Origin of the sequence: Mesorhizobium sp. C372A (assembly GCF_030323245.1) — a bacterium.
Taxonomy (GTDB): Bacteria; Pseudomonadota; Alphaproteobacteria; order Rhizobiales; family Rhizobiaceae; genus Mesorhizobium.
In genome coordinates, this window is record NZ_CP100475.1 from 4,274,420 (window position 1) to 4,296,679 (window position 22,260).

The 22,260-nt window shown below is 60.5% G+C and carries 24 protein-coding genes; 17 read left to right on the plus strand and 7 right to left on the minus strand.

Annotated elements, in window-relative coordinates; genetic code table 11:
* The first annotated feature begins 13 nt into the window (after nucleotides 1-13).
* Nucleotides 14-622, plus strand: a complete 609-nt coding sequence (locus NLY42_RS20315) for a hypothetical protein (RefSeq protein ID WP_023691231.1) — start codon at nucleotides 14-16, stop codon at nucleotides 620-622.
* Nucleotides 623-860: 238 nt separating this feature from the next.
* Here the strand turns inward: NLY42_RS20315 and NLY42_RS20320 are convergent, their stop codons facing one another.
* On the minus strand, nucleotides 861-1,130 hold the full coding sequence (locus tag NLY42_RS20320) for a DUF2798 domain-containing protein (RefSeq protein WP_023667468.1): 270 nt from the start codon (nucleotides 1,128-1,130) through the stop codon (nucleotides 861-863).
* A 47-nt stretch (nucleotides 1,131-1,177) separates the two neighbouring features.
* The gene (locus tag NLY42_RS20325) at nucleotides 1,178-2,062 is read right to left on the minus strand and encodes an NmrA/HSCARG family protein (protein WP_023691232.1); all 885 of its coding nucleotides are present in this window, start codon (nucleotides 2,060-2,062) and stop codon (nucleotides 1,178-1,180) included.
* A 119-nt stretch (nucleotides 2,063-2,181) separates the two neighbouring features.
* On the opposite strand from NLY42_RS20325, the gene NLY42_RS20330 reads away from it, so the two are divergent.
* Entirely contained in the window at nucleotides 2,182-3,075 is an 894-nt protein-coding gene (locus tag NLY42_RS20330) for a LysR family transcriptional regulator (protein WP_023691233.1), read from the plus strand.
* 166 nt (nucleotides 3,076-3,241) lie between these two features.
* Here NLY42_RS20330 and NLY42_RS20335 read toward each other — a convergent pair whose 3' ends face one another.
* The 3 genes from NLY42_RS20335 to NLY42_RS20345 form a co-directional block, all read right to left on the minus strand.
* Entirely contained in the window at nucleotides 3,242-4,855 is a 1,614-nt protein-coding gene (locus NLY42_RS20335; protein ID WP_031196539.1) for a DEAD/DEAH box helicase, read from the minus strand.
* A gap of 192 nt (nucleotides 4,856-5,047) precedes the next feature.
* Entirely contained in the window at nucleotides 5,048-5,815 is a 768-nt protein-coding gene (locus tag NLY42_RS20340) for an NAD kinase (RefSeq protein ID WP_023681482.1), read from the minus strand.
* 444 nt (nucleotides 5,816-6,259) lie between these two features.
* The gene (locus tag NLY42_RS20345) at nucleotides 6,260-9,235 is read right to left on the minus strand and encodes a caspase family protein (protein ID WP_023688397.1); all 2,976 of its coding nucleotides are present in this window, start codon (nucleotides 9,233-9,235) and stop codon (nucleotides 6,260-6,262) included.
* A 285-nt stretch (nucleotides 9,236-9,520) separates the two neighbouring features.
* On the opposite strand from NLY42_RS20345, the gene NLY42_RS20350 reads away from it, so the two are divergent.
* The 14 genes from NLY42_RS20350 to NLY42_RS20410 all read left to right on the plus strand — a co-directional run bounded on the left by NLY42_RS20350 (nucleotide 9,521) and on the right by NLY42_RS20410 (nucleotide 19,861).
* Entirely contained in the window at nucleotides 9,521-10,555 is a 1,035-nt protein-coding gene (locus tag NLY42_RS20350) for an extracellular solute-binding protein (protein ID WP_023688398.1), read from the plus strand.
* Between the two features lie 97 nt (nucleotides 10,556-10,652).
* The gene (locus tag NLY42_RS20355) at nucleotides 10,653-12,080 is read left to right on the plus strand and encodes an amidase (RefSeq protein ID WP_023688399.1); all 1,428 of its coding nucleotides are present in this window, start codon (nucleotides 10,653-10,655) and stop codon (nucleotides 12,078-12,080) included.
* Nucleotides 12,081-12,149: 69 nt separating this feature from the next.
* Nucleotides 12,150-12,839 (plus strand): TetR/AcrR family transcriptional regulator, encoded by a 690-nt coding sequence (locus NLY42_RS20360; protein WP_023688400.1) that lies wholly within the window; start codon nucleotides 12,150-12,152, stop codon nucleotides 12,837-12,839.
* A 166-nt stretch (nucleotides 12,840-13,005) separates the two neighbouring features.
* The gene (locus tag NLY42_RS20365) at nucleotides 13,006-13,533 is read left to right on the plus strand and encodes a DUF2569 family protein (protein WP_245260196.1); all 528 of its coding nucleotides are present in this window, start codon (nucleotides 13,006-13,008) and stop codon (nucleotides 13,531-13,533) included.
* 337 nt (nucleotides 13,534-13,870) lie between these two features.
* On the plus strand, nucleotides 13,871-15,214 hold the full coding sequence (locus NLY42_RS20370) for a tyrosine-type recombinase/integrase (protein WP_023753287.1): 1,344 nt from the start codon (nucleotides 13,871-13,873) through the stop codon (nucleotides 15,212-15,214).
* Nucleotides 15,215-15,451: 237 nt separating this feature from the next.
* Nucleotides 15,452-15,691: a helix-turn-helix transcriptional regulator gene (locus NLY42_RS20375; protein WP_023753286.1), complete on the plus strand. Its 240-nt coding sequence runs from the start codon at nucleotides 15,452-15,454 to the stop codon at nucleotides 15,689-15,691.
* A 194-nt stretch (nucleotides 15,692-15,885) separates the two neighbouring features.
* A complete protein-coding gene (locus tag NLY42_RS20380) occupies nucleotides 15,886-16,788 on the plus strand; it encodes a helix-turn-helix domain-containing protein (protein WP_023753284.1) in 903 nt (300 codons plus the stop codon).
* Entirely contained in the window at nucleotides 16,785-16,961 is a 177-nt protein-coding gene (locus NLY42_RS20385) for a hypothetical protein (RefSeq protein WP_023753283.1), read from the plus strand. Before NLY42_RS20380 ends, NLY42_RS20385 begins: the two co-directional genes overlap by 4 nt.
* Before the next feature lie 158 nt (nucleotides 16,962-17,119).
* Nucleotides 17,120-17,332 (plus strand): DUF6074 family protein, encoded by a 213-nt coding sequence (locus tag NLY42_RS31830; protein WP_353622727.1) that lies wholly within the window; start codon nucleotides 17,120-17,122, stop codon nucleotides 17,330-17,332.
* Nucleotides 17,333-17,362: 30 nt separating this feature from the next.
* On the plus strand, nucleotides 17,363-17,989 hold the full coding sequence (locus NLY42_RS20390) for a hypothetical protein (protein WP_050591053.1): 627 nt from the start codon (nucleotides 17,363-17,365) through the stop codon (nucleotides 17,987-17,989).
* The gene (locus NLY42_RS20395) at nucleotides 17,913-18,131 is read left to right on the plus strand and encodes an HGGxSTG domain-containing protein (protein ID WP_084779718.1); all 219 of its coding nucleotides are present in this window, start codon (nucleotides 17,913-17,915) and stop codon (nucleotides 18,129-18,131) included. Before NLY42_RS20390 ends, NLY42_RS20395 begins: the two co-directional genes overlap by 77 nt.
* Nucleotides 18,132-18,300: 169 nt before the next feature.
* A complete protein-coding gene (locus NLY42_RS20400) occupies nucleotides 18,301-18,735 on the plus strand; it encodes a hypothetical protein (protein ID WP_156933734.1) in 435 nt (144 codons plus the stop codon).
* A 278-nt stretch (nucleotides 18,736-19,013) separates the two neighbouring features.
* Nucleotides 19,014-19,106, plus strand: a complete 93-nt coding sequence (locus tag NLY42_RS20405; RefSeq protein WP_286488535.1) for a DUF6471 domain-containing protein — start codon at nucleotides 19,014-19,016, stop codon at nucleotides 19,104-19,106.
* Nucleotides 19,064-19,861, plus strand: coding sequence for a hypothetical protein (locus NLY42_RS20410; RefSeq protein WP_023753279.1), 798 nt, complete (start codon nucleotides 19,064-19,066; stop codon nucleotides 19,859-19,861). The genes NLY42_RS20405 and NLY42_RS20410 overlap by 43 nt, the downstream gene beginning before the upstream one ends.
* A gap of 611 nt (nucleotides 19,862-20,472) precedes the next feature.
* Here NLY42_RS20410 and NLY42_RS20415 read toward each other — a convergent pair.
* Entirely contained in the window at nucleotides 20,473-20,925 is a 453-nt protein-coding gene (locus NLY42_RS20415; RefSeq protein WP_286488536.1) for an SgcJ/EcaC family oxidoreductase, read from the minus strand.
* Nucleotides 20,926-21,011: 86 nt separating this feature from the next.
* Nucleotides 21,012-21,485 (minus strand): anthrone oxygenase family protein, encoded by a 474-nt coding sequence (locus tag NLY42_RS20420; protein WP_031244451.1) that lies wholly within the window; start codon nucleotides 21,483-21,485, stop codon nucleotides 21,012-21,014.
* An 86-nt stretch (nucleotides 21,486-21,571) separates the two neighbouring features.
* Here NLY42_RS20420 and NLY42_RS20425 point away from each other — a divergent pair, with 86 nt between their 5' ends.
* Complete coding sequence (locus tag NLY42_RS20425) at nucleotides 21,572-22,219, plus strand: TetR/AcrR family transcriptional regulator (protein WP_023753835.1); 648 nt, start codon at nucleotides 21,572-21,574, stop codon at nucleotides 22,217-22,219.
* Nucleotides 22,220-22,260 lie beyond the last annotated feature (41 nt).

Consider the following 22,260-nt stretch of genomic DNA (forward strand, 5'->3'; position numbering starts at 1 on the left):
CTGGGAGGAATGCATGACAAGAACAGCTCGTCTTGGGCGTTGCGGCGTCCTCATTTTGACAGGTCTGGTCTCTGCTTGGTGCGCGGCGGCCACGGCTCGAGCCGAGGACGCCAACAAAGCCGACATCGAAGCGTTGAAGAAATCGCTCGCCAAATATGAAGACTACACGGTCGCCGTCCGCGACCTTTATCTGTCGACTGTCGGGTGCGTCTATTACAGCGGGGACAGGATCGAGGGCGCAATGGACTATCCGAAGGGCGCTATGGGCATCCATTTCGTCAACGTCCCGAGTGTCGGTCAGAAACTCGATCCGATGCGCCCCAATGTGCTGATCTACGAGCCGACCAAGAAAGGCTTGAAATTGGTTGGCGTGGAATGGCTGGTGCCCCTGACGCCAGACACCAAGGAACCTCCAAAACTATTTGGCCAGACCTTCATGGGACCGATGGAAGGGCACTATCCGCTCATTCCGAGGGAGTTCGTCCACTACGACCTTCATGCCTGGCTGTTCAGAGACAATCCGAACGGCATGTTCAGTCCGACCAACCCGAACGTGAAATGCAGCAAGGCAGAGTTTCCGATGCTGGAAAACCCGACCAAGATGATGCCCGGCCCGATGTGACGGACGGGCCAGGATAGGAGCGTGCCAAGAGTGCAAGCTGGCCGGCTGCATTTGAGAGCGCTCGGGAGTCAGGCTCGGACGACGATCGGCATGAGGGCCGGCGCGCATGAAGGCTGCCCGCATGAAGACAGGTATCTGGTCGCGGAAGTCGACAATGGCGCTGCGAGCCGTCAGTCGAAGGTAAAAGCGGCCCGCAAGGGCCGTTCTTGTTTGGCATGTCGGACTCCGTAATCAAGGCCTACGAGGTCGGCTGATCGACAATTGCCGCAACGATACGGCGCACGATCGGCAAGACCAGCAGCAGACTTGGAAAGCCCACTAGCCATGATGCTCCCCATGCATACGGCCAGGTCGCCACGAAACCGGTTGTCCAGCCCGCATTGATCAGCGTCGCTACCGCGGAAACAATGCACGACATCAGGATGGAAAGTACGAATGGCATTACCAGCGCATTGTAGGAGGCCGGTAGCTTCCTCGATTTCAAAACCTTGTGGGATGACGGTCGCATCACCTATCTCCTTCTCGAAAAGTGGAAGTATGCGCGGCTGGGCGCAGTCAGGCGGCCTGCGCCATTTGCTGGGCAAGGTTTCGAATAAAGCCGCGCAACGAACGCGGTTCGCGGCCCAGGGCGGCGCGCAATGTCAGACTGTTTCCGCCAAGGCCATAGTGGGCATAGTGGGCGTATATTTTGGCCAGCACCTGCATTTGGCGGTCATTGTAGGGAAGGCGTGCCTCGGCCGCCCACTCGCCAAATGTCGGCTCACCAGAAGAGATGGGTCTGCCAAGTTCCTCACTCATCATCGCAACGATGTCTTCCCGGCTGTGCATGCCGTCAGCGCACAGATCGAGGGTCGCGTAGGACAATCGCGCTTCGGTTAGGGCGATCGCCGCCACCTCAGCGACATCGCGGTAGTCGACGCGGGCCAGCTTCGCCGTCTTTGGAAACGGTTCCGAGAAAACACCATGTTCAACGACGGACGGCCAGGCCGCTGCGAGGTTCTGCATGAAATTGGCAGGGTGCAGAATCGTATATTCCATCGTCGTCGAGTAGAGAGCAGCCTCGACAGGCACCTTGCTGGCATGGTTCTTCAGTCGCGTATTGGTAGGCTGGATCACCGACGAGAAGACGAACTTTCGAACTCCTGCTCGCGTGGCGGCCTCAACCATGGCAACGCCCATGGCTGCTTCATCGGGAGCAAAAGCCGGCCCAATGTGAAAGACGCCGTCGACGCCCGCGACCGCCCTTTCGAGGCTCTGACGATTTCGCAAATCTCCTGTCGCAACCTCGGATGCCCCCACCTTCCGGGCCTTTTCGGCATTCGCAGGGTCGCGAACGAGCGCTCGAACATTGGCATTGCGGCGGACAAGTTCAGGCACGACAAGTCCCGCAACTCGGCCTGTGGCACCAACAACCAGAACAGTTGGATTGGCTACTTGCATGACGATTTCCTTCCATCAAGCCTGTCCTCGCGGGACAACTTGCAGAGAGGTACGACGTCGCAATTGTCGTTACAATTACCCGTTTTTGCGATATATTATGTCGAATGTCGGGAGAATGCATGAGCCGGATGGACGATTTCGAGGCTTTCATCGCGATCGTCGAGCATGGAAGTCTGACGACTGCCGCACATCGGCTGAACCGCTCGCTGCAGTCGGTCAGCCGGTCCCTGGCGGCACTGGAGCAATCAGTCGGCGTCGAGCTGATCCACAGGACAACGCGTCGCTCGACACCAAGTGAAGTCGGAGCAGCCTTTTTCAACCGGATCAAACCCGCGGTCGACGAAATAAACGACGCAAGACTTCAGGCGATCAATCAACGATCGGAGCCGGCAGGCGTCCTGCGCATCGGGGCGCCGGTTCTGTTTGGCCCGAACGTCCTGATGCCTGTCATCGCGGAATACATGCGGACATTTCCCCGGGTCGAGGTCGATCTTCAACTTTCCGATGGATTTGCCGATCTTGGCGCCGAAGGTCTCGACCTGGCAATACGCATCGGCGATTTGCCGGATTCCAACTTGAAAGCCAAACGCCTGGGAGCGTTGCGGCGCGTTGTGTTCGGCGCGCCTTCCTATTTCGCGCGGTGCGACCGGCCGGCCCATCCCTTCCAGCTGAGTGAGCACAGTTGCATCATCAGAACCGCTAACGAGCGTCCAGGTGAATGGACGTTTCAGATCGACGGGAAACCCCGGACCGTGAAGGTCGCAGGCGCTTTTCGCTCCAATCTGATGACCTCGGTCTATGCCGCCGCAATCCACGGACTGGGTTTGGGCTTCTCGCCTCTGTGGCAGATAAGACATTTGGTCGACGACGGTCTCGTCGAACTGGTTTTGACGGAATTCGAGCCGGCACCGGTGCCGATCCATGCCTTGTGGCAGGAAGGCCGGTCATCTTCGGCCAAGGTTCGGGCATTTCTGGATTTATTGGCATCCCGCCTGGAACTCAAAAGCCTGTAGCATCGACGGGTATTTGAAGCGCTCCAGGCCGGAAGAGATCGGGCAGATCGAGCCTGTCTTGCGAATGCCGCGCATGGCGCTGATTGATCCTGAGCGGGCTCCAGATCTCGCATCCCAATCGCGTCCAGGAAAGCCGCGCGTCCTCGGGACGCCGCGGCTCATGGAATCAGACCTTGGCGACGATCTTCATGAAGGCCGGCATGTCGTCGCCGAAGCCGACGGTGCCGTCATTGTCTTCACCGCGGTTGTTGCCGCGGGCAGGGCGGCTGTTGCTGGCGCGCTGCGGCCTTGTGTCGCCGCGTTCCGGGGCGCGGTTCTCGTTGTTGCGATCGGAGACCTTGCGGTCGCTGTTTTCGGAGCGGATCGCTTCCTTGCGCTGATGCCGTTCGCCGATGTCGGCGACCGCGGCCTCGGCTACCACCGGCTGTTCCTCGCGCGCGGCATCTGCCGCCGGCGCGTCGTCGCTGCGCTTGGCATGGCGTTCGCGCGGCTTGCGCTCGCCACCCTCCTTGCGATCATGGGCCTTGCGGTCCTCGTCCTTGCGGCCGGCGCGGCGCGGAGCGCCACGGCCACGGCGGGGCGCTTCGTCCTCGCCGCCTTCGCTGGCGACCACGGTCGACAGGTCGCCGTCATGCCACTCGATCTTGTTGCCGATCAGCCGCTCGATGGCGTCGATGTATTTGGTGTCGGACTTGGTGGCGATGGTGAAGGATTTGCCCGAGCGTCCGGCGCGGCCGGTGCGGCCGATGCGGTGGACATAATCTTCGGCGTGGATCGGCACGTCGTAGTTGAAGACGTGGCTGACGTCGGGAATGTCGAGGCCGCGCGCGGCGACGTCGGACGCCACGAGATAGCGCAATTTGCCATCGCGGAAATTGGCCAGCATCTGCATGCGGGCGCGCTGGTCCATGTCGCCATGCAGGGCGCCGGCGTCGAAGTCATACTTCAACAGCGAGCGGAACAGCTCCGCGACCTCGACCTTGCGGTTGCAGAAAATGATAGCGTTCTTCAGCTCGGCGTCTTCGGCCTTTATCAGATTGCGTAGCGTCTCGCGCTTGTCCCACGGCTTGGAGCCGGACTTGACCAGGCGCTGGATGATGTTGGTGGCAGCGGATGCCGCCTTGGAAACCTCGACGCGCACCGGCGCATGCAGGAACTTCTCGGTGAGCTTGGTGATCTCCGGCGGCATGGTCGCTGAGAAGAACAGCGTCTGCCTGGTGAACGGGATCATCTCGCAGATGCGCTCGATGTCGGGGATGAAGCCCATGTCCAGCATGCGGTCGGCCTCGTCGATGACGAGGATCTCGACGCCGTTGAGCAACAGCTTGCCGCGCTCGCGGTGATCGAGCAGACGGCCGGGCGTGGCGATCAGCACGTCGGCGCCGCGCTCCAGCTTCTTGTCCTGCTCGTCGAAGGAGACGCCGCCGATCAGCAGCGCGATGTTGAGCTTGTGGTTCTTGCCGTATCTGATGAAATTCTCTTCGACCTGCGCGGCGAGCTCGCGCGTCGGCTCGAGGATCAGCGTGCGCGGCATGCGGGCACGGGCCCTGCCTTTTTCGAGGCGGGTCAGCATCGGCAGCACGAAGGAAGCCGTCTTGCCGGTGCCGGTCTGTGCTATGCCCAGAATATCCTTGCCGAGCAAGGCATGCGGGATGGCGCCAGCCTGGATCGGCGTCGGCACGGTGTAGCCCGCATCGGTGACTGCGGAAAGGACCTTGGGCGACAGGCCGAGGTCTGAAAAGGTCAACGCTTCTAGAGCGGTCGTGGTGTCTGAGGACAAGAGTTGCTGTCTTTGGCTGGTTCGGGGAAGCGCAACGGCATCCGTCGCGGCAAGCACAGCGTGCCTGCAAGATTGGTATTGCGATTAGGCGCAAGCCCGCGATTTGTCAACAGAAACGGGCGGGATTGGCACGATTGTGAAAACGTAAGCTTAATCGCGATGCTTAATTAGGTAGTCACTCTTTGCGCCGGCTCAATAGCGAAACTGCTCGGCGAGAATGCGTTCGTTCCACGAATGGTTGGGATCAAACAGCAGCGTTGCCGTCGCAGTCGGCGATTCGCGGACCGTTACGGAAGCCACCGCCTTGACCTCGGTGTGGTCGGCGGCGGTGTTCACCGGGCGCTTTTCCGACTCCAGAATATCGAAGCGTACGGTCGCCTTGTTTGACAACAAGGCACCCCGCCAACGGCGCGGCCGGAACGGGCTGACCGGGGTCAGCGCGAGCAACGGCGCATCCAGCGGCAGGATCGGCCCGTGCGCCGAAAGATTGTACGCGGTGGAGCCGGCCGGCGTCGCGATCATCACGCCGTCGCAGTTCAGTTCCTCGATGCGGACCTGCTCGTCGACGGTGATGCGGATCTTTGCCGTCTGGTAGGACTGACGCCACAGCGCCACCTCGTTGATGGCGAGTGCCGAAACCGTCTCGCCCTCATGCGTCAACGCCAGCATTTCCAGCGGGCGGATCGTTTCGGCGACGGCGGCCGCGATGCGCTCGGTGAGGCCCCCGACGCGGTACTCGTTCATCAGGAAGCCGATGGTGCCACGGTTCATGCCGTAGACCTTCTTTCCCGTGCTCATCGTGTCGCGCAAGGTCTGCAGCAGGAAGCCGTCGCCACCCAGTGCCACCACCACCTGGGCGTCGTCGAAGGATGCCTGGCCATAGCGGGCCGACAGGCTCTCCATCGCCGCCTTGGCATCGGCAGTGTCGGAGGAGACGAAGGCGAGATTGGCTTTGCTCATGACATTCCGATGGCGGTCGGCCGATGGCGGTCGGCGGCGGTTGCGTGGGGTAGCATGGGCAAGCGCATCTGCAAAGGGAGGCATCGTCCGGGCCAGTTGCGGCCGCGGCGAAACGAAATCGGCGGCTCGCGCTTCATGTCGCCGGAACGGCGAATGTGATGGTTAAGTGCGAGCTTAAGCACTCGTAAAGCCTGATCGATCATGTTAGCCGACAGAGGATGGGTGGCTGGGGGGCTAGCCAGTCGAGACCTGTCTATTGCCGGTGACACGCCTGATTATCGTCTTCCTTGTGATGGGAAGTTTCGCCCTTCTCTTTGCGGAGCTTGTGCGGCAGTCCGAAGACATGAGCTCCAGGCCGATGGCCTCACGCTGCGGCGGCGCCGGCGTGCCATGCCCGCAAAACGCATTGTAGGCGAAGCCAATCCGCCAACGACGATCCGTCGCCTACTGCCCGACAATCCTCAGATTGGCGTTGCCGTAGAATGTGTAGGCGAGATAGGTCGGATCGCCGGTCCGGTAGAATTCTCTGCGGACATCCTGCAGGATCTCGGCCAGATAGACCGGCCCGTCCTTGATCCGCGTGCTGATGCCGCCATAGAAATCGGTCGAGAAGGCCGCTGCCGCGCGGTCGGTCAGTGGCCACATGCCGCCGATGAAGCCGGAAGCGCCGCCCGCCAGCACCGCCGGACCCCAGCCCTGCACGAAGCCGCCGAGCATCTGCGAACGGCCGGTGTCGCAGGCGTTGAAAAAGTAGAACGGATTGCCCTTGCCATGCGCGGCCGCGACCAGCGCGGCCCATGTATCGGGGTCGAGCGACTGGTCGACGAGATCGATGGCAAAGACCGGCCGGCCACTGCTCGGCTGGTTGACCTCGCCATGACCGGAGAAATGAATGAAACCGGTCGAGACTTCACCGACCAGTTTCTCGAAAGAGGTGAAATCGCCATCGAAGCGGCGGTAGCCGTAAAGCTTGCTCAGCGCCGCGATCTCGTCCTGCTGAAAGCGCAGCGAGCGCTTGTCGAGATAGGAGGGCGCGACGGCCGCGACGCCGGTGAAGGTCATGCGGTCGAGCGGGTTGTCGACCTGTGAGGCACTGCTGCGCGGAGCCCAGCGCGCCAGCCGGTAGCCCATGCCGAGAAAACCGTCGGCGACGGCGCCGTCGGCGCTGCGCGGGCGGATCAATTCCCAGGGCAGCGTCGGGCTGTTCGAGGTGATCTGGATCGAATGGAGTTCGCCTTTGCCGCGCAGCGACCAGAACACGTCCTTGAACGGTTTCGGCACATAGTCGCGGTAGAGCGCATCGCCAAAACCTTCGGCGGCGAGCGTGACAAAGCGCTTTTGCGCCCCCGTATCGCTGCTTGCGGCAGGCTGCTGCAGCGAAACGGCGCCGCGCAGGCTCAATCCGAGCTGCAGCAGGCGGCGGTATTCGGAGTCCAGCCATGCCGCCATCTCAGGTGGCGTCGAGAACGTATCGGTCACCGGACCGGCCAGATGCGGCGAATGGATGATGATCTGCCCCGAACCCAGCCCGCTCGGATCGTCATAGAGGATGGTCACGTCGAGATCGGGGACGTCATCGCCGGCTGCGCCGCCGAGCGTCACATTGCCAGTTACCGCCGGCTGCGGCGCCGCTGCGGCCAGCATCAGCATGGCAGGTGCTGCGGAGCGTTCGGCTGTGGCGCTCAGAGCGGCTGCCTCGACAGGCGCGGTGCGGCGAATGATAACCGACCGCGATGCCGATCCCAGGAACCTCCCGGCGCTGTAGATGCGCGCGATGAACTGGGCCGGCTTGCTGTCCTTGGCGATCGGCCGCGCCTTGACGTCGAAGCGGACGAAGTCGCTGTCGCCCTGGCGGTAGAGCGTCGTCCGTCGGCTCCATTTGCCGCCGTCAGCGAGATCGAAGCCGGAGGCGAACAGATCGATATCGATCGGCCATTGCTCGGTTCCCGCCGGCATCGCCATGGCCAGGGCGCCATCTTCCGTCACCGACGAGCCCGGCGCTGCCTTCACCTTCACTTCGGGCGTGAATTGCTCTTCGGTAAGGGCGATCGAAACGGTCACCGTCTCGCCGGCGACAATCTCATCCGGCGCATCGATGGTTGGATGGCGCACCACCTCGACAGCGCCCGTCTCGGGTTGTGGAAGGGCGCCGCCGGAAGGAGGGCTTTGCGCCTGGTCGATGGGCGGCGGCGCTGGTTTCGGTGGCGCCTGCGCCTCCGGCGGACTTTCGGCGCCGGTCGCGGGTGGCGGGGCCGATGTCATGCCGTCCTCAGGGGGGATCCCTGCCTTATCGGGGGGCGGTTCGGCGCCGGTGGCTCCGCCATCCTGCGGATAGGTCCCGCCGAGATTGTTCTGGGCAGCGGCCACAGCTGCGTCTTCAAGACGTTGCTTTTCCTCTTCGTATCGTTGCCGAGCCTGCTCTTCCTGCAATTGGCGCTGCTGTTCCTGGCGTTTGTATTCCTCGTAGAGCGCCGCCTCCTTGGCGCTGTCGCCCATCGCGGCATCGGGACTGCCGGAGCCCGGTGCAACGTCCATGGGGTAGGGCTCCTGACCGCTGCCATCGGCGTAGTCGCTGCCATCAGGCTCCCAACCGCCACTCCCGGAGATGTAGCCGCCGCTCGCCATCGCCGGCGGTGCCGGTTCCGGCACAAGCGGCAGCGCCGGTGCCGCGCCGGCCACCTGGTCCGGCGTCAGCACAAAGGCAGCGTCTGCCGAGCGGCCATATGCCATCCATGGCCACTGGGCGCCTGACGTTTTGTCGATAGTGGTTTGCCTGACCGAGGCGAGGATGATGGCTATGTCCGCGCCGCGCTTGACCAGCGCAGCGGTGAGCGCATCGGCAAATACGGTGACGGGGCGGGCTTCGTCCAGTGCAACGGTTCCGGGTTTGGCCGACAGAGCGACGATGGCGTGGGTGAGGGGATCGACCGCCGCCAGACCCTGCATCACGCCGGAAGTAGGGTTGTGGCCATCGCCGGGATTGTCGAGCAGAACCACCTTCAATGTCGGGGTTGCCTCGAGCGCCTGCATGAACAGATCGAGGGGCAATGCCGTCTGGTCGACCGTTTCCTTTGAATCGATCCGGGTGCCGCGCGTCAGTAAATAGTTCCTGCCGTTGGCCTGCGCGGTGTGGCCGACATAGTAGAAGATGCCGACGGAGTCCGGTTTGGCCAGGGATTGGGCGAAATCATGCATGGCGCGCGCGACATCGGCGCGGTCGCCATCCGACACCTGCCGGACGGTGAAGCCAAGCGATCGTAGTGTCGCTGCAACGAGTTCGGCACTGAGGTCGGCGTTGGCGATTGCCGGTGAGCCCTCAGAGGCCGGATTGGCGACAACCAGCGCTATCCGCTCTTCGCCGCGCGCAGCGGAGAAGAGCGCCATGGTCATCAGCAGCACGACCGCCAGAAAAAGGCGCATGACCGTGATCCAAGCCCTGCAGGCTGCGGCGCTCACGCCACGGCTTGCCCCAATTCATCAATGGCCCAACCTTGACCATATCATGTCGGCTTCGCCGGCGCACTGCCGGTGCCGATGATGCAGTTGTGTCGCTAAAAGATATTGACTGTATGTTTAGTAATTAATACCGTTGCCCGAGATACCGAGTTGGTCAGCCGGCATTCGCCGGTGAATGATCACCAGGACGAAGGGAACTTAGGGACTCGAGGCGCAATCCCGCCGGTCCCAACAATGGGAGACACAAGCATGCAGTTGAAATCGACCGCCACGGCGCTCGGCCTGTCGCTGCTGGCGATGACCGGCATTGCCCGCGCCGAGGGCGAACTCCAAATCTACAATTGGGGCAACTACACCAGCCCGGACCTGATCAAGAAGTTCGAGGAAACCTACAAGGTCAAGGTTACCGTCACCGACTACGACTCCAACGATACGGCTCTGGCCAAGGTCCGCCAGGGCGCTTCCGGCTATGACATCGTCGTTCCATCGGCCAGCGTGATGCCGATCTGGATCAGCGAAGGCCTGCTCTTGGAAACCGATCCCAACACGATGGAGAACTTTAGAAACGTCGATCCGAGATGGGTCGACGTGCCGTTCGACCCCGGCCGCAAATATTCGGTGCCGTGGCAATGGGGCACGACCGGCATCTCGGTCAACAAATCGGTCTATGCGGGCGATCCGAACACCTCGGCGATTTTCCTCGATCCGCCGCCGGAACTCGTGGGCAAGATCAATGTCGTGCCCGAAATGGGAGACATCATGTTCCTCGCCATTGCCTATGAGGGCGGTAAGTACTGCACCGACGACAAGGTGCTTTTGAAAAAGGTGCATGACAAGCTCATCGAGGCGAAAGCGAAATGGCTGTCGCTCGACTATGCGGCCGTCGACGGTCTCGGCAGGGGCGACATTGCCGCCGGCGTCAACTGGAACGGCATATCGCTGCGCGAGCGGCTGGAGAACGACAAGATCGTCTACGGCTATCCCAAGGAGGGCTTTCCAATCTGGATGGACAATGTCGCGGTGCTCAAGGATGCCAAGAACGTCGAGAACGCCAAGCTCTTCCAGAATTTCATCATGGACCCCAGGAATGCAGCGATGATCTCGGCCTTCGCGCACTACGCCAATGGCATCAAGGGCTCCGAGCCCTTCCTGCCGGCCGATATGAAGGGCGCGCCCGAAGTGGATGTTCCGGCCGAATTTGCCGACAAGGGCCAATTCATGTCGGCCTGTCCCGCCGACGTCCAGGCGCTCTACACCAGGATCTGGACCGATCTGCAGAAATAGCAGCGCCGCCGGCCGAAGCTGACCAACATCGGGCCGCGCATCGCGGCTCGGCCATCCCCAATGCCAGATGCCGTAAAGCCGCCGCGGGAGATTTTTTATGTCCGATCTCGACCTTTGCTACATGCCGGCCAGCGAGGCGTTGCGGCTGTTCAAGGCGAAGAAACTGTCGCCTCTGGAACTGATGCAGGCCACCATCCGCCGCGCCGAGGCAACCAAGGCGACGATCAACTGCCTCACCTTCACGCATTTCGACGAGGCGATGGATCTCGCCAGAAAAGCCGAGGCGAAATACGCCAGAGGCGCCAGGACCGGCGCGCTCGAGGGCCTGCCGATCGGCATCAAGGATGAGAGCTACATCAAGGGCAAGCCGACCTCGCATGGCTCGCTGCTGTCCGGGGACGCCATTGGCGGCCATACCTCGACCATGAACGAGCGTGTCATGAAGGCCGGCGGCATCGTCCACGCCCGCACCGCGACGCCCGAATTCAGCTGCGCCGGTTATACCTGGTCGAAGCGCTGGGGCGTCACGCGCAACCCCTGGAACCCGGATTTCACGCCGGGCGGTTCGTCGGGCGGTTCGGCGGCAACGCTGGCCTCCGGCACGTCGTCGATCGCAACCGGCTCGGACATAGCGGGCTCAATCCGCATCCCTGCCTCGGCCTGCGGCCTGGTCGGCTTCAAGCCGCCTTACGGCCGCAATCCCGATGAGCCGCCGTTCAATCTCGATTTTTTCTGCCACACCGGGCCCTTGGCCCGAAACGTCGGGGATGCGATCCTGCTGCAGAACGTCATGGCCGGGCCGAGCCCGCTCGACATCGCCACGCTGCGCCCGAAACTGCGCCTGCCGCTCGACTACAAGCCGATCAAGGGTTGGAAGATCGCATTCTCCATGGATCTCGGGTCCTTCGAGGTGGATGCGGACGTGCGCAAGAACACGCTCGCTGCCTGCGATGTGTTCCGCTCGCTCGGCGCCACCGTCGAGGAGGTGGACCTCGGCTGGGGCGACGAGGTGCTCAAGGCCGGCATGGCCTATCTCGAACATCTCTTCGGCGCCTCGCTGTCGCCGCTGCTCGCCAAGAACGGCAAGGACATGACCAGCTATGCCAGGCAGTTCGCGCAGGACGGGCAGAAGTCGAAGGCGACGGATTTTGTCGCGACGCTCGATGTGGCGGCCAGGATGTACCTGACGCTGGGGCCTTTGCTGGAAAAATACGACGTGCTGATCTGCCCGACCAATGCGCTTCCCGCAGTGCCGGCGGAATTCGATCAGACCAAAGGCAAGGTCGAGATCAATGGACGAGAGGTGAACCCGTCGCTGGGCTGGGTGATGACGACGCCGTTCAACATGCTGAGCCGCTGCCCGGTTCTGTCGATCCCGTCGGGCCGCGCCGCCAACGGCGTGCCGACAGGCATCCAGATTGTCGGCCGCACCTATAGCGACGCTGACGTGTTCCGGGCGGGTATGGCCTATGAGACGGCTCGTGGTCAGTGGTACACGAATGCCGGGACACGCCCGGCGCTGTGAGTCCGCAGGGCGCCGGCATGCCAAGGCAGCGGCGGGATGTTTCGGCCGCCGGGGAAAGGCCTGACGACAATGGCGCAACGCATAGCCACTCCGGATGCGGGAAAAAGCAAGGCGGCCAAGGGTGCGGCGAACGACGCCGCGCCCAAGGACCGCCGGCGCGAGCGCGGCGAAGCGAGCGTCCAGCGCATCATCGACGCCACCATCGAGCTCATCGCGGAGGAGGGGCTGGCCAGCGTCACCATGCAGCGCATTGCCGAGCATGTCGGCTCGTCCAACGCACTGGTGGTCTTTCATTTTCGCAGCAAGGAGAACCTGTTCCGGGCCGTCCTGCAATATCTCAGCGACCAATATGACGCGCTGTGGCTGACGCTGGTGCGGGCGCCCGGCCTGTCGCCGGTCGAGCGGGTGTTGGGCGCGGTCGATTGCGCGCAGCGCTTTGCCCGGCAGCATCCGAAATGGGTCTCGGTCTTCGTCGTGTTTTCCAGCGACCGCAAGAGCATGCAGATCTACAATGAAATCGGCCTGCCGAGCGATCTCGCCTACACGGCCGAAGCGCGCGAGCTGCTGATCGAGATTTCACGCAGCGGCGGTTACACCGGCGTCGACATAGACACGCTGTCGGAGAGCCTGAACTATCTGGTGCATGGCGCCTGGTATTGGGACCATCTCAACCCGTCCAGCCGCGACACCGACGTGCTGCGCAAGACCATGCTGCTCCTGCTGCACCAGGCCTTTCCGCGGCATTTTGACTTGGGGTGAGATGCGGCCATTGCGAGCGACGAAAGCGTCCTCTGCAAACCTAAACCCGAAAATCTCTACGATGCCTTGATCTCTGTAAAAACGCTTGCACAATCCAGAGGTGCGAGCTAAACAACCCAGGGATGTATTCGAGGGTGGGTAAATGTGGCATTGGGCGATACTTCTGTTGCTGATTGGCGTGCCGGTTTTCTTCGCCGTCCGGTCGTCGCGCAAATCGTCACAGAGCCCAGATGACCTCGTGGGGTTCGGCGGCTGGCTGATCCTGCTGGCGATCAGCCTGTCCCTTTCGCCGTTGCGCACACTTGTCGATATGGCCAGTCTGGTCAAAACCTACCAACAGCTTGTTACAGTGCCCAACGGGGCCTTGGCCATCTATGGCGAGGCAGCCCTCAATCTGGCATTTCTGGTGCTTCAGCTGGTCGTGCTTGTTTCGATGCTGCGGCGAAGCCACCGCTTTCCGCAGCTGTTCATATGTCTGTGGTTCGCGATCCCTCTCTTATTCGTACTGGACACAGTTTGGATATCGACTGTTCTGGGTGTCCCGGTAAACCGTTTGCTTGCCGGAGGAGCTCTGGTTACACCTTTGGCATCCTTCATAGTCACAGGGATCTGGGCCGCCTACGTCTACAGGTCGGTTAGGGTGAGGAACACGTTCGGCGATACGGCAGCCATACAGGCTGCCACATTTTCCTAGAAGGTCCGACGGCTGCGAGTTGGCCTGATGTCGTGCTGCCAGCTCCGCAGAATAGAACCGTCGGCAGTCCTCCTTCGTCTAACGAGCTTCGAGTGGCCTGCCACCCGAAGCTCGAAGAGTGAAGGGTGGTGCCCCCGGACGGAATCGAACCGCCGACCTTCGGTTTACAAAACCTGAAACTCAGGGTAACGGCGCCTAACAAAACCGAACATCCAATCCTGGTCTATGCCTTTCTCTGCCTTGCTTTGCGGCATTTGTTATCATACGTTGCCAACATCGGGTAACGGAGCATAACACGCGCATTGTGTTACCCCAATGTTACCCAGGGGGATCGGACATGGCAAAGGCACTTACGGCGGCGTCTCTTCTCAAGCTGAAGGCTGACCCCTCCAGGCGACGAGAAATTGCAGACGGGATTTTGACGGGTCTTTATTTCGTGATCCAGCCCACCGGCCGGAAATCCTGGGCAGTTCGCTACCGGGCCTCCGGCATCCCGAAAAAGGTCACGCTCGGCAATTCTCTCTTCGGTGACGACGTCGACGCTGCCGGCGAAGAGTTGACCCGCATCCGCCGGGAAGCAGCGCACATACTGGATCGCGTTCGCCGGGGCGAAGATCCCGGTGCTGAAAAGCAGGCCGCGAAGCGAGAGGTGAAGGACGAGGACCGGGACAAGTTCCAGACCGTGGTCGAACGCAATCTCAAAGAGTATGCATCGAAGCGCCGGGGTGCGACCGAGAAGGCGCGGCTCCTAGGCATGCGCCTACAAGATGGCGAGTGGATCACCAATCCTGAGCGCGCTGTTGGCCTGTGGGGCGACAAGCGCATTCAGGACATCACCCGCCGCGACATCAGAGAGCATCTGGAGAAGCTTGCCGCCACGGCGCCGATCGGCGCCAACCGCACATTTGCGGAGCTGCGCAAGTTCTTTAACTGGACAGTTGGCAAGGACATCCTGACAGCATCGCCAATGACGGACCTACAGGCGCCGTCCGAGGAGAACAACAGCCGCAACCGAATCTTGACGCGGCGCAAGGAAGTCCCCGGCTCAAGTGACAATGAACTGCGCTGGTTGTGGCAGGCCTGCAAAGCCTATGACGGCGCAGCGGGCAGGGGGCCGTTCGGGCTGTTCCTGCAACTGTTGGTCATGACCGGACAGCGCCGCTCCGAGGTCGCGGAGATGACATGGGGCGAGATCGACATGGAGGCTGCCGAATGGACCATTCCGGCAGCGCGGTCGAAGAATGGCGAGCCGCATGTGGTGCCCCTGTCAAAGCAGGCTCTCGCGATCTTGCGCGCCGTGCCACGCATCAAGAGCAAGGCGGGTTATGTTTTCACCACCGGCGGCGAAAGCCCCATCAGCGGCTTCTCCAGGATGAAACTGCGCGTCGACAAGCTCATGGCCAAGAGTGCCGGCGAGACAAAGATTGCTGATTGGACACTGCATGACATCCGCCGCACCGTTGCCGCTGGCATGCAGCGCCTAGGCGTGCGGATGGAAGTGACGGAGAAGGTGCTCAACCACAAGTCCGGTTCGTTTCGGGGCATAGCTGCTATCTACCAGGTTGATGACTACGCCGACGAGAAGCGGGCCGCGCTCGACGTGTGGGGGCGGTTCGTCATCGACCTTGTAGAAGGCAAGGCGGCGCAAAATGTGGTGCCGCTCCAGCGGACGAGCGCCTAAATCTGGTCCTACCCCCCAAATGCCTGTGGAAACCGGGTATTGCCGCTGATTTGGAACGAAAAAAGAACGGAACTGCTTGCCGCCGAATCACTACATACGATAACTTGTAGCTAACGAGCCGCATGGTTCGGAAATTGAAACAGCCGGGCTTCGCCCTAGGAAAGCTGCCCGGCTGTTTTTTAATCAGAAATCACACCCGAAAGGTGTGTCTCCCCTTTGCGCAAGGATTCCTCACGCATGGTTTTTATGCCCCAGACTGCAGCAGCAAGCAACACACAAAATAATCCGAAGTCCGAGTTCCTCCCCGCCGGCCAAGTCTGGCGTCGCTACGGCGTCTCGTCGATGTCGCTCTGGCGCTGGGTGAAGGACGAGACGCTGGGCTTCCCGAAACCGTTCTATATCGGGCGCTATCGCTATTGGCGCCTTGCCGACATCGAAGCCTGGGAGTCTGCACAGTCCGTTAGGGCGGTGGCATGATGACCGGCGTCTACAGCGACGACCACGCCTCCTGTGAGGGCGCCAATGTCGAGCGCGGCCTTCGCTTCCTGTCGGAAACTCCGCGCCATATCAGGGGTGCCGCTATACCAGCGCTGCGCCAACTCGGCCTTAGCCCAAAAGAGTCCTGTGAGGCAGTTCGCCAGCACAATCTTGCAATGTCGAGGGCGGGCTAAATGGAGATCAGGAAGAAATCTCCAATCGAGGAATTGAAGCGGGCATTCGATGCGATTTCCTCCGCCGAGTGCCCGGCCATTCCAACGGAAATTGCGCCCAGGATGACCATCGAAGGTTCTCTGGGAGCGCTGCCGACGCCGCGGAACCCCGATAAGGCAACGGCCGCCGAGGTCAGCGCGTTTACGAGTGCCAAGCTTGACATGATCAGTTGGATCCTGCGGGACCATCGTAAGGAGATGACTCCTTCAGCCAAGACCACGGCCATTTATCTGTTGCAATGCGTCAACTGCGCGACGCTCCAGTGCAACCCGTCATATCAAACGATTGCCGACGGCCTAGACTACAAGGACGAGAAGACGGCAGAGCGCGCCGTTAAAGTCCTTAAGCATTGCGGATGGATCGACATCCGGCGCTACAACCGGAAAAAGTCAAATCGCTATGTCTTCCTATCCAATGCCCAGGTCACGAAGGAAATCGATGACTACCAGGACCACCTGCGCGATCAGAGGAAGGCCGAACGAGAACAGGGTGAAAGGGCATCGCTCGAACAGACAAATATGTCGGGTCGAACTGTTGTCGAACCGACATTTGTGTCCCCTCTCGAACAGACAAATATGTCGGGTAAACACCTTAAGGGAACACCTGAAGTAGTTATTAGCTTTGAAGGTGAAGAACCCTATAGCGAGGCTATTTCTAAAAACGGGTATGCGGCTGCAAAATCCGACGATCTGCACATCCCGTTCCCCTCGCCATCCAGCGAAGACGAATTGGCCGCGGTGATGTCGAGTCTGTTCGCCGGCGTCGGGCTCGGTCCGCTCACATTGCAACGAATGAGGACGCTGCTCGCAACGGGGCGGCTTACCCCAGCCATTGTTCAAGGTCAACGGAGGGACGCGGCATGAAAAAGCGCAAGCACGATCCGGCCCAACTCGACCTCTTCGCATGGGCAGCATCGCGGCCGACCGCGAAGATCATCAGTGCCATCCCCGGCCTCGCGAAACGCATGTGGCGCGAACGGCATATGCAGCAGCCCAACAATCCGCCGCACATTGTTCCGATGCGGAGGCGAGCATGACTGAAAACCAGGTGACACTCGGACGGCGATTTGACTACGCCGCCGTGCCAACCGACCAAGCGGCAGTTTCTAGTACGCCCTCCGGCAGAAACAGTGGCTTACGTGGCAATCGCCTCCAATTGAGGCTGAACATGCCTGACAAGGTGATCTGTTCCCACATGCGCCGGCGCGTTGGACAAATTCGAAAGGCCGCGAAAGCCCTGGCTAACCTGAAAGGGAAGGGCGCTGACCACTATCGGCGCCAGACAGCGGCAGGCCTTGTCGGGCAGCTCACCAAGGGGGGCCCGAATCTGAATTCCGGTCGCACATCGGCGCCACTGCAAGGCGAGTGCAGCGGGCGACTGGTCCAGAACGATGGCGACGGGGCATGACCTGTATCTCCGACCGAACAGTGTGGGCACATGACCGCCATTAAGCAGTGCAGAGACAACGCGGTTACCCTTCAGGTCGACCCCGACGCACCGCCGGGTCGTCTGCATAGCCTGGGTGGATCTAAATCCGATGTCGGGAACAACCTGATCGCCAACCAGGCCATCCAAGCTCTCTGGCTAAAGAATTCAAGCGCTGAAGAACGGGACAAGCAATTAACTGCTACGGTTGCGGCCCTGATGGGTATCGCCCCAAGAGACGAACTGGAAGGAATGCTAGCTGCTCAAGCGATCGCCGCCCACAATGCCGCGATGGAATGCTATCGACGCGCTATGATCGGCGAACAGACTTTTGAAAGCCGCAAAGAAAACCTCAGCCAGGCAAACAAGCTGTCGCGAACTTATACGACCCTGCTGGAGGCTTTGAACCGTCATCGAGGCAAAGGGCAGCAGAAGGTCACGGTCGAGCACGTTCACGTCCATGCTGGCGGACAAGCGGTCGTCGGGACGGTGAACGCCGCATTGAAGGAGGGGGGAGGGGCCACCAACCAAATCGAGGATCAACCCCATGCAAAGCTTTCAGATGCATTCCAGCCCGCGATGCGGTGCAAGGACGAGGTCGACGACCCCGTGCCAGTCACCGGCGATGCCGAACGGTAGGTGCAGATTGCACGGCGGCAAGTCTCCTGGTGCGCCGAAAGGCAACAGCAATGCTTTCAAACATGGGAGGTACTCGGCTGAAGCAATGGCGGAACGTCGGCACTTCCGCGAGCTTCTTGCGGATATCAAAGAAGTGGGCTGACATGCCAAGACCTCTACAGCGAGCTACGCTGGAAGCCGGCCTTAAGCTCGACATAAACCGCTTGATCCGAAATGACTTCCTCAGGCCCGGTTCATATCGGAGCTGTTCGGTCACCTGGACAGATAGCTATAGCGGTGAGCCGCGGGCGGCCGCTACGATCACCGCCGACATGAGCAGTCCCGAGGGCTGGTTCGAAGTCCGCATCAACAATGAAATCCAGCGCATCCCTCTATGGACGATGCCCCGACACTTCGGGGGACGGCAGTGGTATTTTGCATGTCCTCGTCTGCATGTGCCCGTGTCAGTGCTCTGGATGCCGCCAGGCGCGGTCAGGTTCGCCTCAAAGAGACATTGGGGCCGACAGGTCGCATATCAGTCCCAGTTCCTCGACCAGACGGGGAGAGCGCATCAGGGAAAAGCCAAGATCAAAAGGCGCCTCTGTTCCATCGGGTCGTTCGATCCTGATGAATGGGACTTCCCACCGAAGCCGAAATGGATGCGTCAGCGAACGTATGACAAAGCTGAGGTGAAGTTCGACCACTACGAAGAAATGCTGGAAGCTGGAACGTGGGAGCTCGTGGCCAGGCTGAAGGGCTTTTTTTAGGGATTTGTCCCCTGTGCGAGGCAGGGGCTCGGATTCCCGCTTAAGCTGTGCTCAACTCGCTCGAATGGCCGGATCCCCCAGACATCGAAGTTTAGCGTTCTCATGCCGGATCACCTGATCCAACAGGCGCTCTCACTGTATGGGACAGATGCGGACGCGCTTGCCGGTGCTTTCCAAGTCTCGCCCGAAGCCATGCGAATCCGCCTAGGCTTGCTGCCGAAGTACTAGGCGGTCGCGCGTGCTGATGGAAGATTGGCGTTGACGAGAAAGAGGTAAACGTGCGGAATAAGCTCCCTAGGGGCAAATTCACGGCGGCGTTTCTACTTCAATGTCTAACCGCAATCGGTTCACAGACGCTGCACTTGGCGTAGTTGTTGGCGTCGGCATTGCCCTATTATTTCTTGTCTGGGCCTTCCCTGGGTTTCGTAATCCAGCCTATCAGCAAGATGGATACCAAAACTCGCAAAACAGCGAGACCGGGAAAAACAATCCAGTCATAAGGCCCAGCCTCTGGGAAACCTACACTTCGCCTACGGATACGTACGCACAGTGGGTCGCAGCGCTCTCCGCTCTCTTCGGCATAGGCGTCAGCACTTGGGCCGTATGGTTGGTCAGAAGCACTCTTAGCGCGAATACCGATGCCAACCGCATCTCTCGGGAGAGCACTGAAGCGCAGCTCCGCGCCTACCTCATCGTTGAAGAGGTCAGCGCTGAATACGTGCTCTACGATGACGGAACCGCCGCCGCTGTCCACCTGAAAGTCATCTTGCGCAATGGCGGCGCAACGCCTGCTATTCAGATAGGCCAAACAATCTCGGTTACAGAAGCCGCAGTTGGCAAACCGGCGAATACCCGCGCCGTTATCACTTTCGACGGGCAAACCCATCGCGCCATCGACCTCGGCCCCAACATGCCTTTGACTATTCTGGATCAGGAAATTCCAATCCAGAACTTTCAGGAATATCGGCACAACAAAAAGATCAATTGCAGCATCCGATGCTCCGTAGGCTACATGGTAGTTGTCAGCCCGGAATTGAGATATCTGGAAGCCAACTTTTGGGTGCGAAGCAGGTCGGTACCCACTGGCTTTAACATCTCCCGTTCCGGCCCACAAAGATCCACCTAAAAGGATTGCGGCCGCCGCCACGCGCGCGGTCACCGCGCAACTCTGGCGCTTGGTGCGTTTACTACTTAAGACCGCGCTTTTGTGCCCCTATTCTAGACCATCGTACTTTTATAACGGGATAATCCTCTTTTTTAAAGCTGCGCCGAACCGGGCATTTCGGAAAAGCCGAATACAAAAAACGGGGCATTTGAGATTTGGCAACCTATTTCGATTTCCGAAGTGCAGCTTAGGCAGAGCTAAGAGCATTCGCCGGGACATAGGTTCAAATAGATTTATCGTCTGAACCATCTCGAAGGGACCTTAGGCCGTGAACTCATAATCCGGAAACAGATGGGGTGGAAGCAGAAAGCAACCGGACGATCTGCTGGGTGGCAAGCGATACCCGATTCCCACACAGGATCCGCCGCGGTTGAATCCCAACATGAGTTCAGAAGCTCGCGTGTGGTGGCATTTGAAATCCCCCCGTGCAGCGAAGCTCTTGGTGCTTGGTAGTTGACAGTCCGGTTTCTTCCCGCTGATTTCGATCGGCGCGATGAAATTCACCCGAATGCGTCATGGAATCCTGGGAAGGATCAGGCGGCCAACAGCGATCAGCCGCCTATAGAAGCAACTCAGGCCCGCGGCATGCGTGCTTCTGCCCCGGAGACCTCGTTGGTGTTTTGCCCAGCCGCGATCCGCCATCCGGCAGGTGATTTGACGGTGACCAGCAAAAGAATTCCTTGACGCGGCGCCCCGATCGCCTCGAACGGATCCAGATGCCCAGTCATCCGCCACCGGACGTGGACCAGGGCAACCTCGGCACCGAGGAATCTGAGCGAGGCGATGTCCCACACGAGAACACTGTTTTTAAGGAAGGTCGCATGCGTATGGGCGTGGGCGGCCTGAATAGCATTGCGGCCGCGCCACCACATTCCAACTACGTTGACGAACTCGGCGTCATCGGCAAAGAGCGTTCCGAACGCCTGCATATCGTGGCGGTTCCAGGCAGTATCGAAACCTTTCACCAACTGGGTAACGGCGACCCGATCGGCGTCAATTGTGGAGGGATCTAGATTTGTAAACATGAGTTTGTTCCTTGGAATGAGCGGGCGCGCTCTCATAGACGCTGGTCGCCTCGTGGATTGGGTTGACGATCGGCAGATAGGATCGTTCACGCAGTGCGGTCGGCAAAGATTGCAGCAATGAGCATGACTTCACCCGCAAAGCTCGCACAAAGCCGAACAAGATGGAGCGTCCACCATTTGTCCCGAATGTTGGCCCAATTGTTGGGAAGCGAGGCCGCTGACCAGTGCATCATCTGCGCGTTGATTGGTTGATTTCCGAATCGCGTGACAAGGCCCGCGATTGCGATGGCGGCAAGCGCGGTCAGATAAAGGCCCAATACAGGCGGCCGGTTCCGGCTGAGAGCCGCAAGAGCTGCCGTCGCCAGCAAACATGCCAGTCCAAGGGCCGGCAGCAGAAGATTTAAGCCACGGATGGCGCCTTGTTGCATCTCGACGAAGGTAGACGCACTGAGAAGGGCAGGATTGTAACCGCGCCAAACGCCGAACACAGCCCCCATCACTAAGGAGATCAGAAGGATTGCGGTAAGTTGCAGGCCGGAAGTCATGAGGTCGGAAGACATTGTAAGCTCCTGATTAATGCGCGGCTTGCGCCGCGCGCCGTATTGATGCACTGTAACTGCATTCAATACACCTGTGGTGCATCTAAATGAATGCTGATGTCAAGCCTCGCCGTAAATACGAGTCCGCTTCACGCCATCGCCAGGCTGAGCAAACCCGTTCGGCGGTCCTCGATGCGGCGTGGAAGTTGTTTGGGCAGAATGGCTGGGAACGAACCACCATCGCGGCAATTGCCCGTGAAGCAGCTGTCTCGAAGGAGACCATTTATGCGGTGTGGGGCGCAAAGACCGCCATCCTCGCCGACCTTGCCAAGCGAGCGGTACGAGGCGCGGCTCCCGAAACTCCACTGCTGGACCAGGATGCGCCAAGGGCGGCAATCGAAGGAGCAACGGCTGCGGAAAAGATCGAGCGGTTCGCAGCGACTGTCACCGAGATCCTGGGTCGCATCGCACCGATAGTGGACGTCGCACGAGCCGCTGCCCAAATAGACGGGGACTCGGCCGTGCTATACAGGTCACTCCACGAAGGTCGGCGCCGCAATCTTAACGTGTTCGCGGCTTCGCTCGCCCCCGATCTGCGAGCCGGCCTATCGGTGTCCGACGCCAACGAAGAGCTTTGGCGTCTCGCAAGCCCCGAGCTCTACCTGCTCCTCATCAAAATCGGCGGGATGACAGCGGATGCCTATGCGGAATGGCTGGCTCAGAGCATCAAGGCACTGGTCCTAGGCCCACATTAGTGCGATCGATGAACGCTTCCTAATGGCGCTTCCTGCCCGCC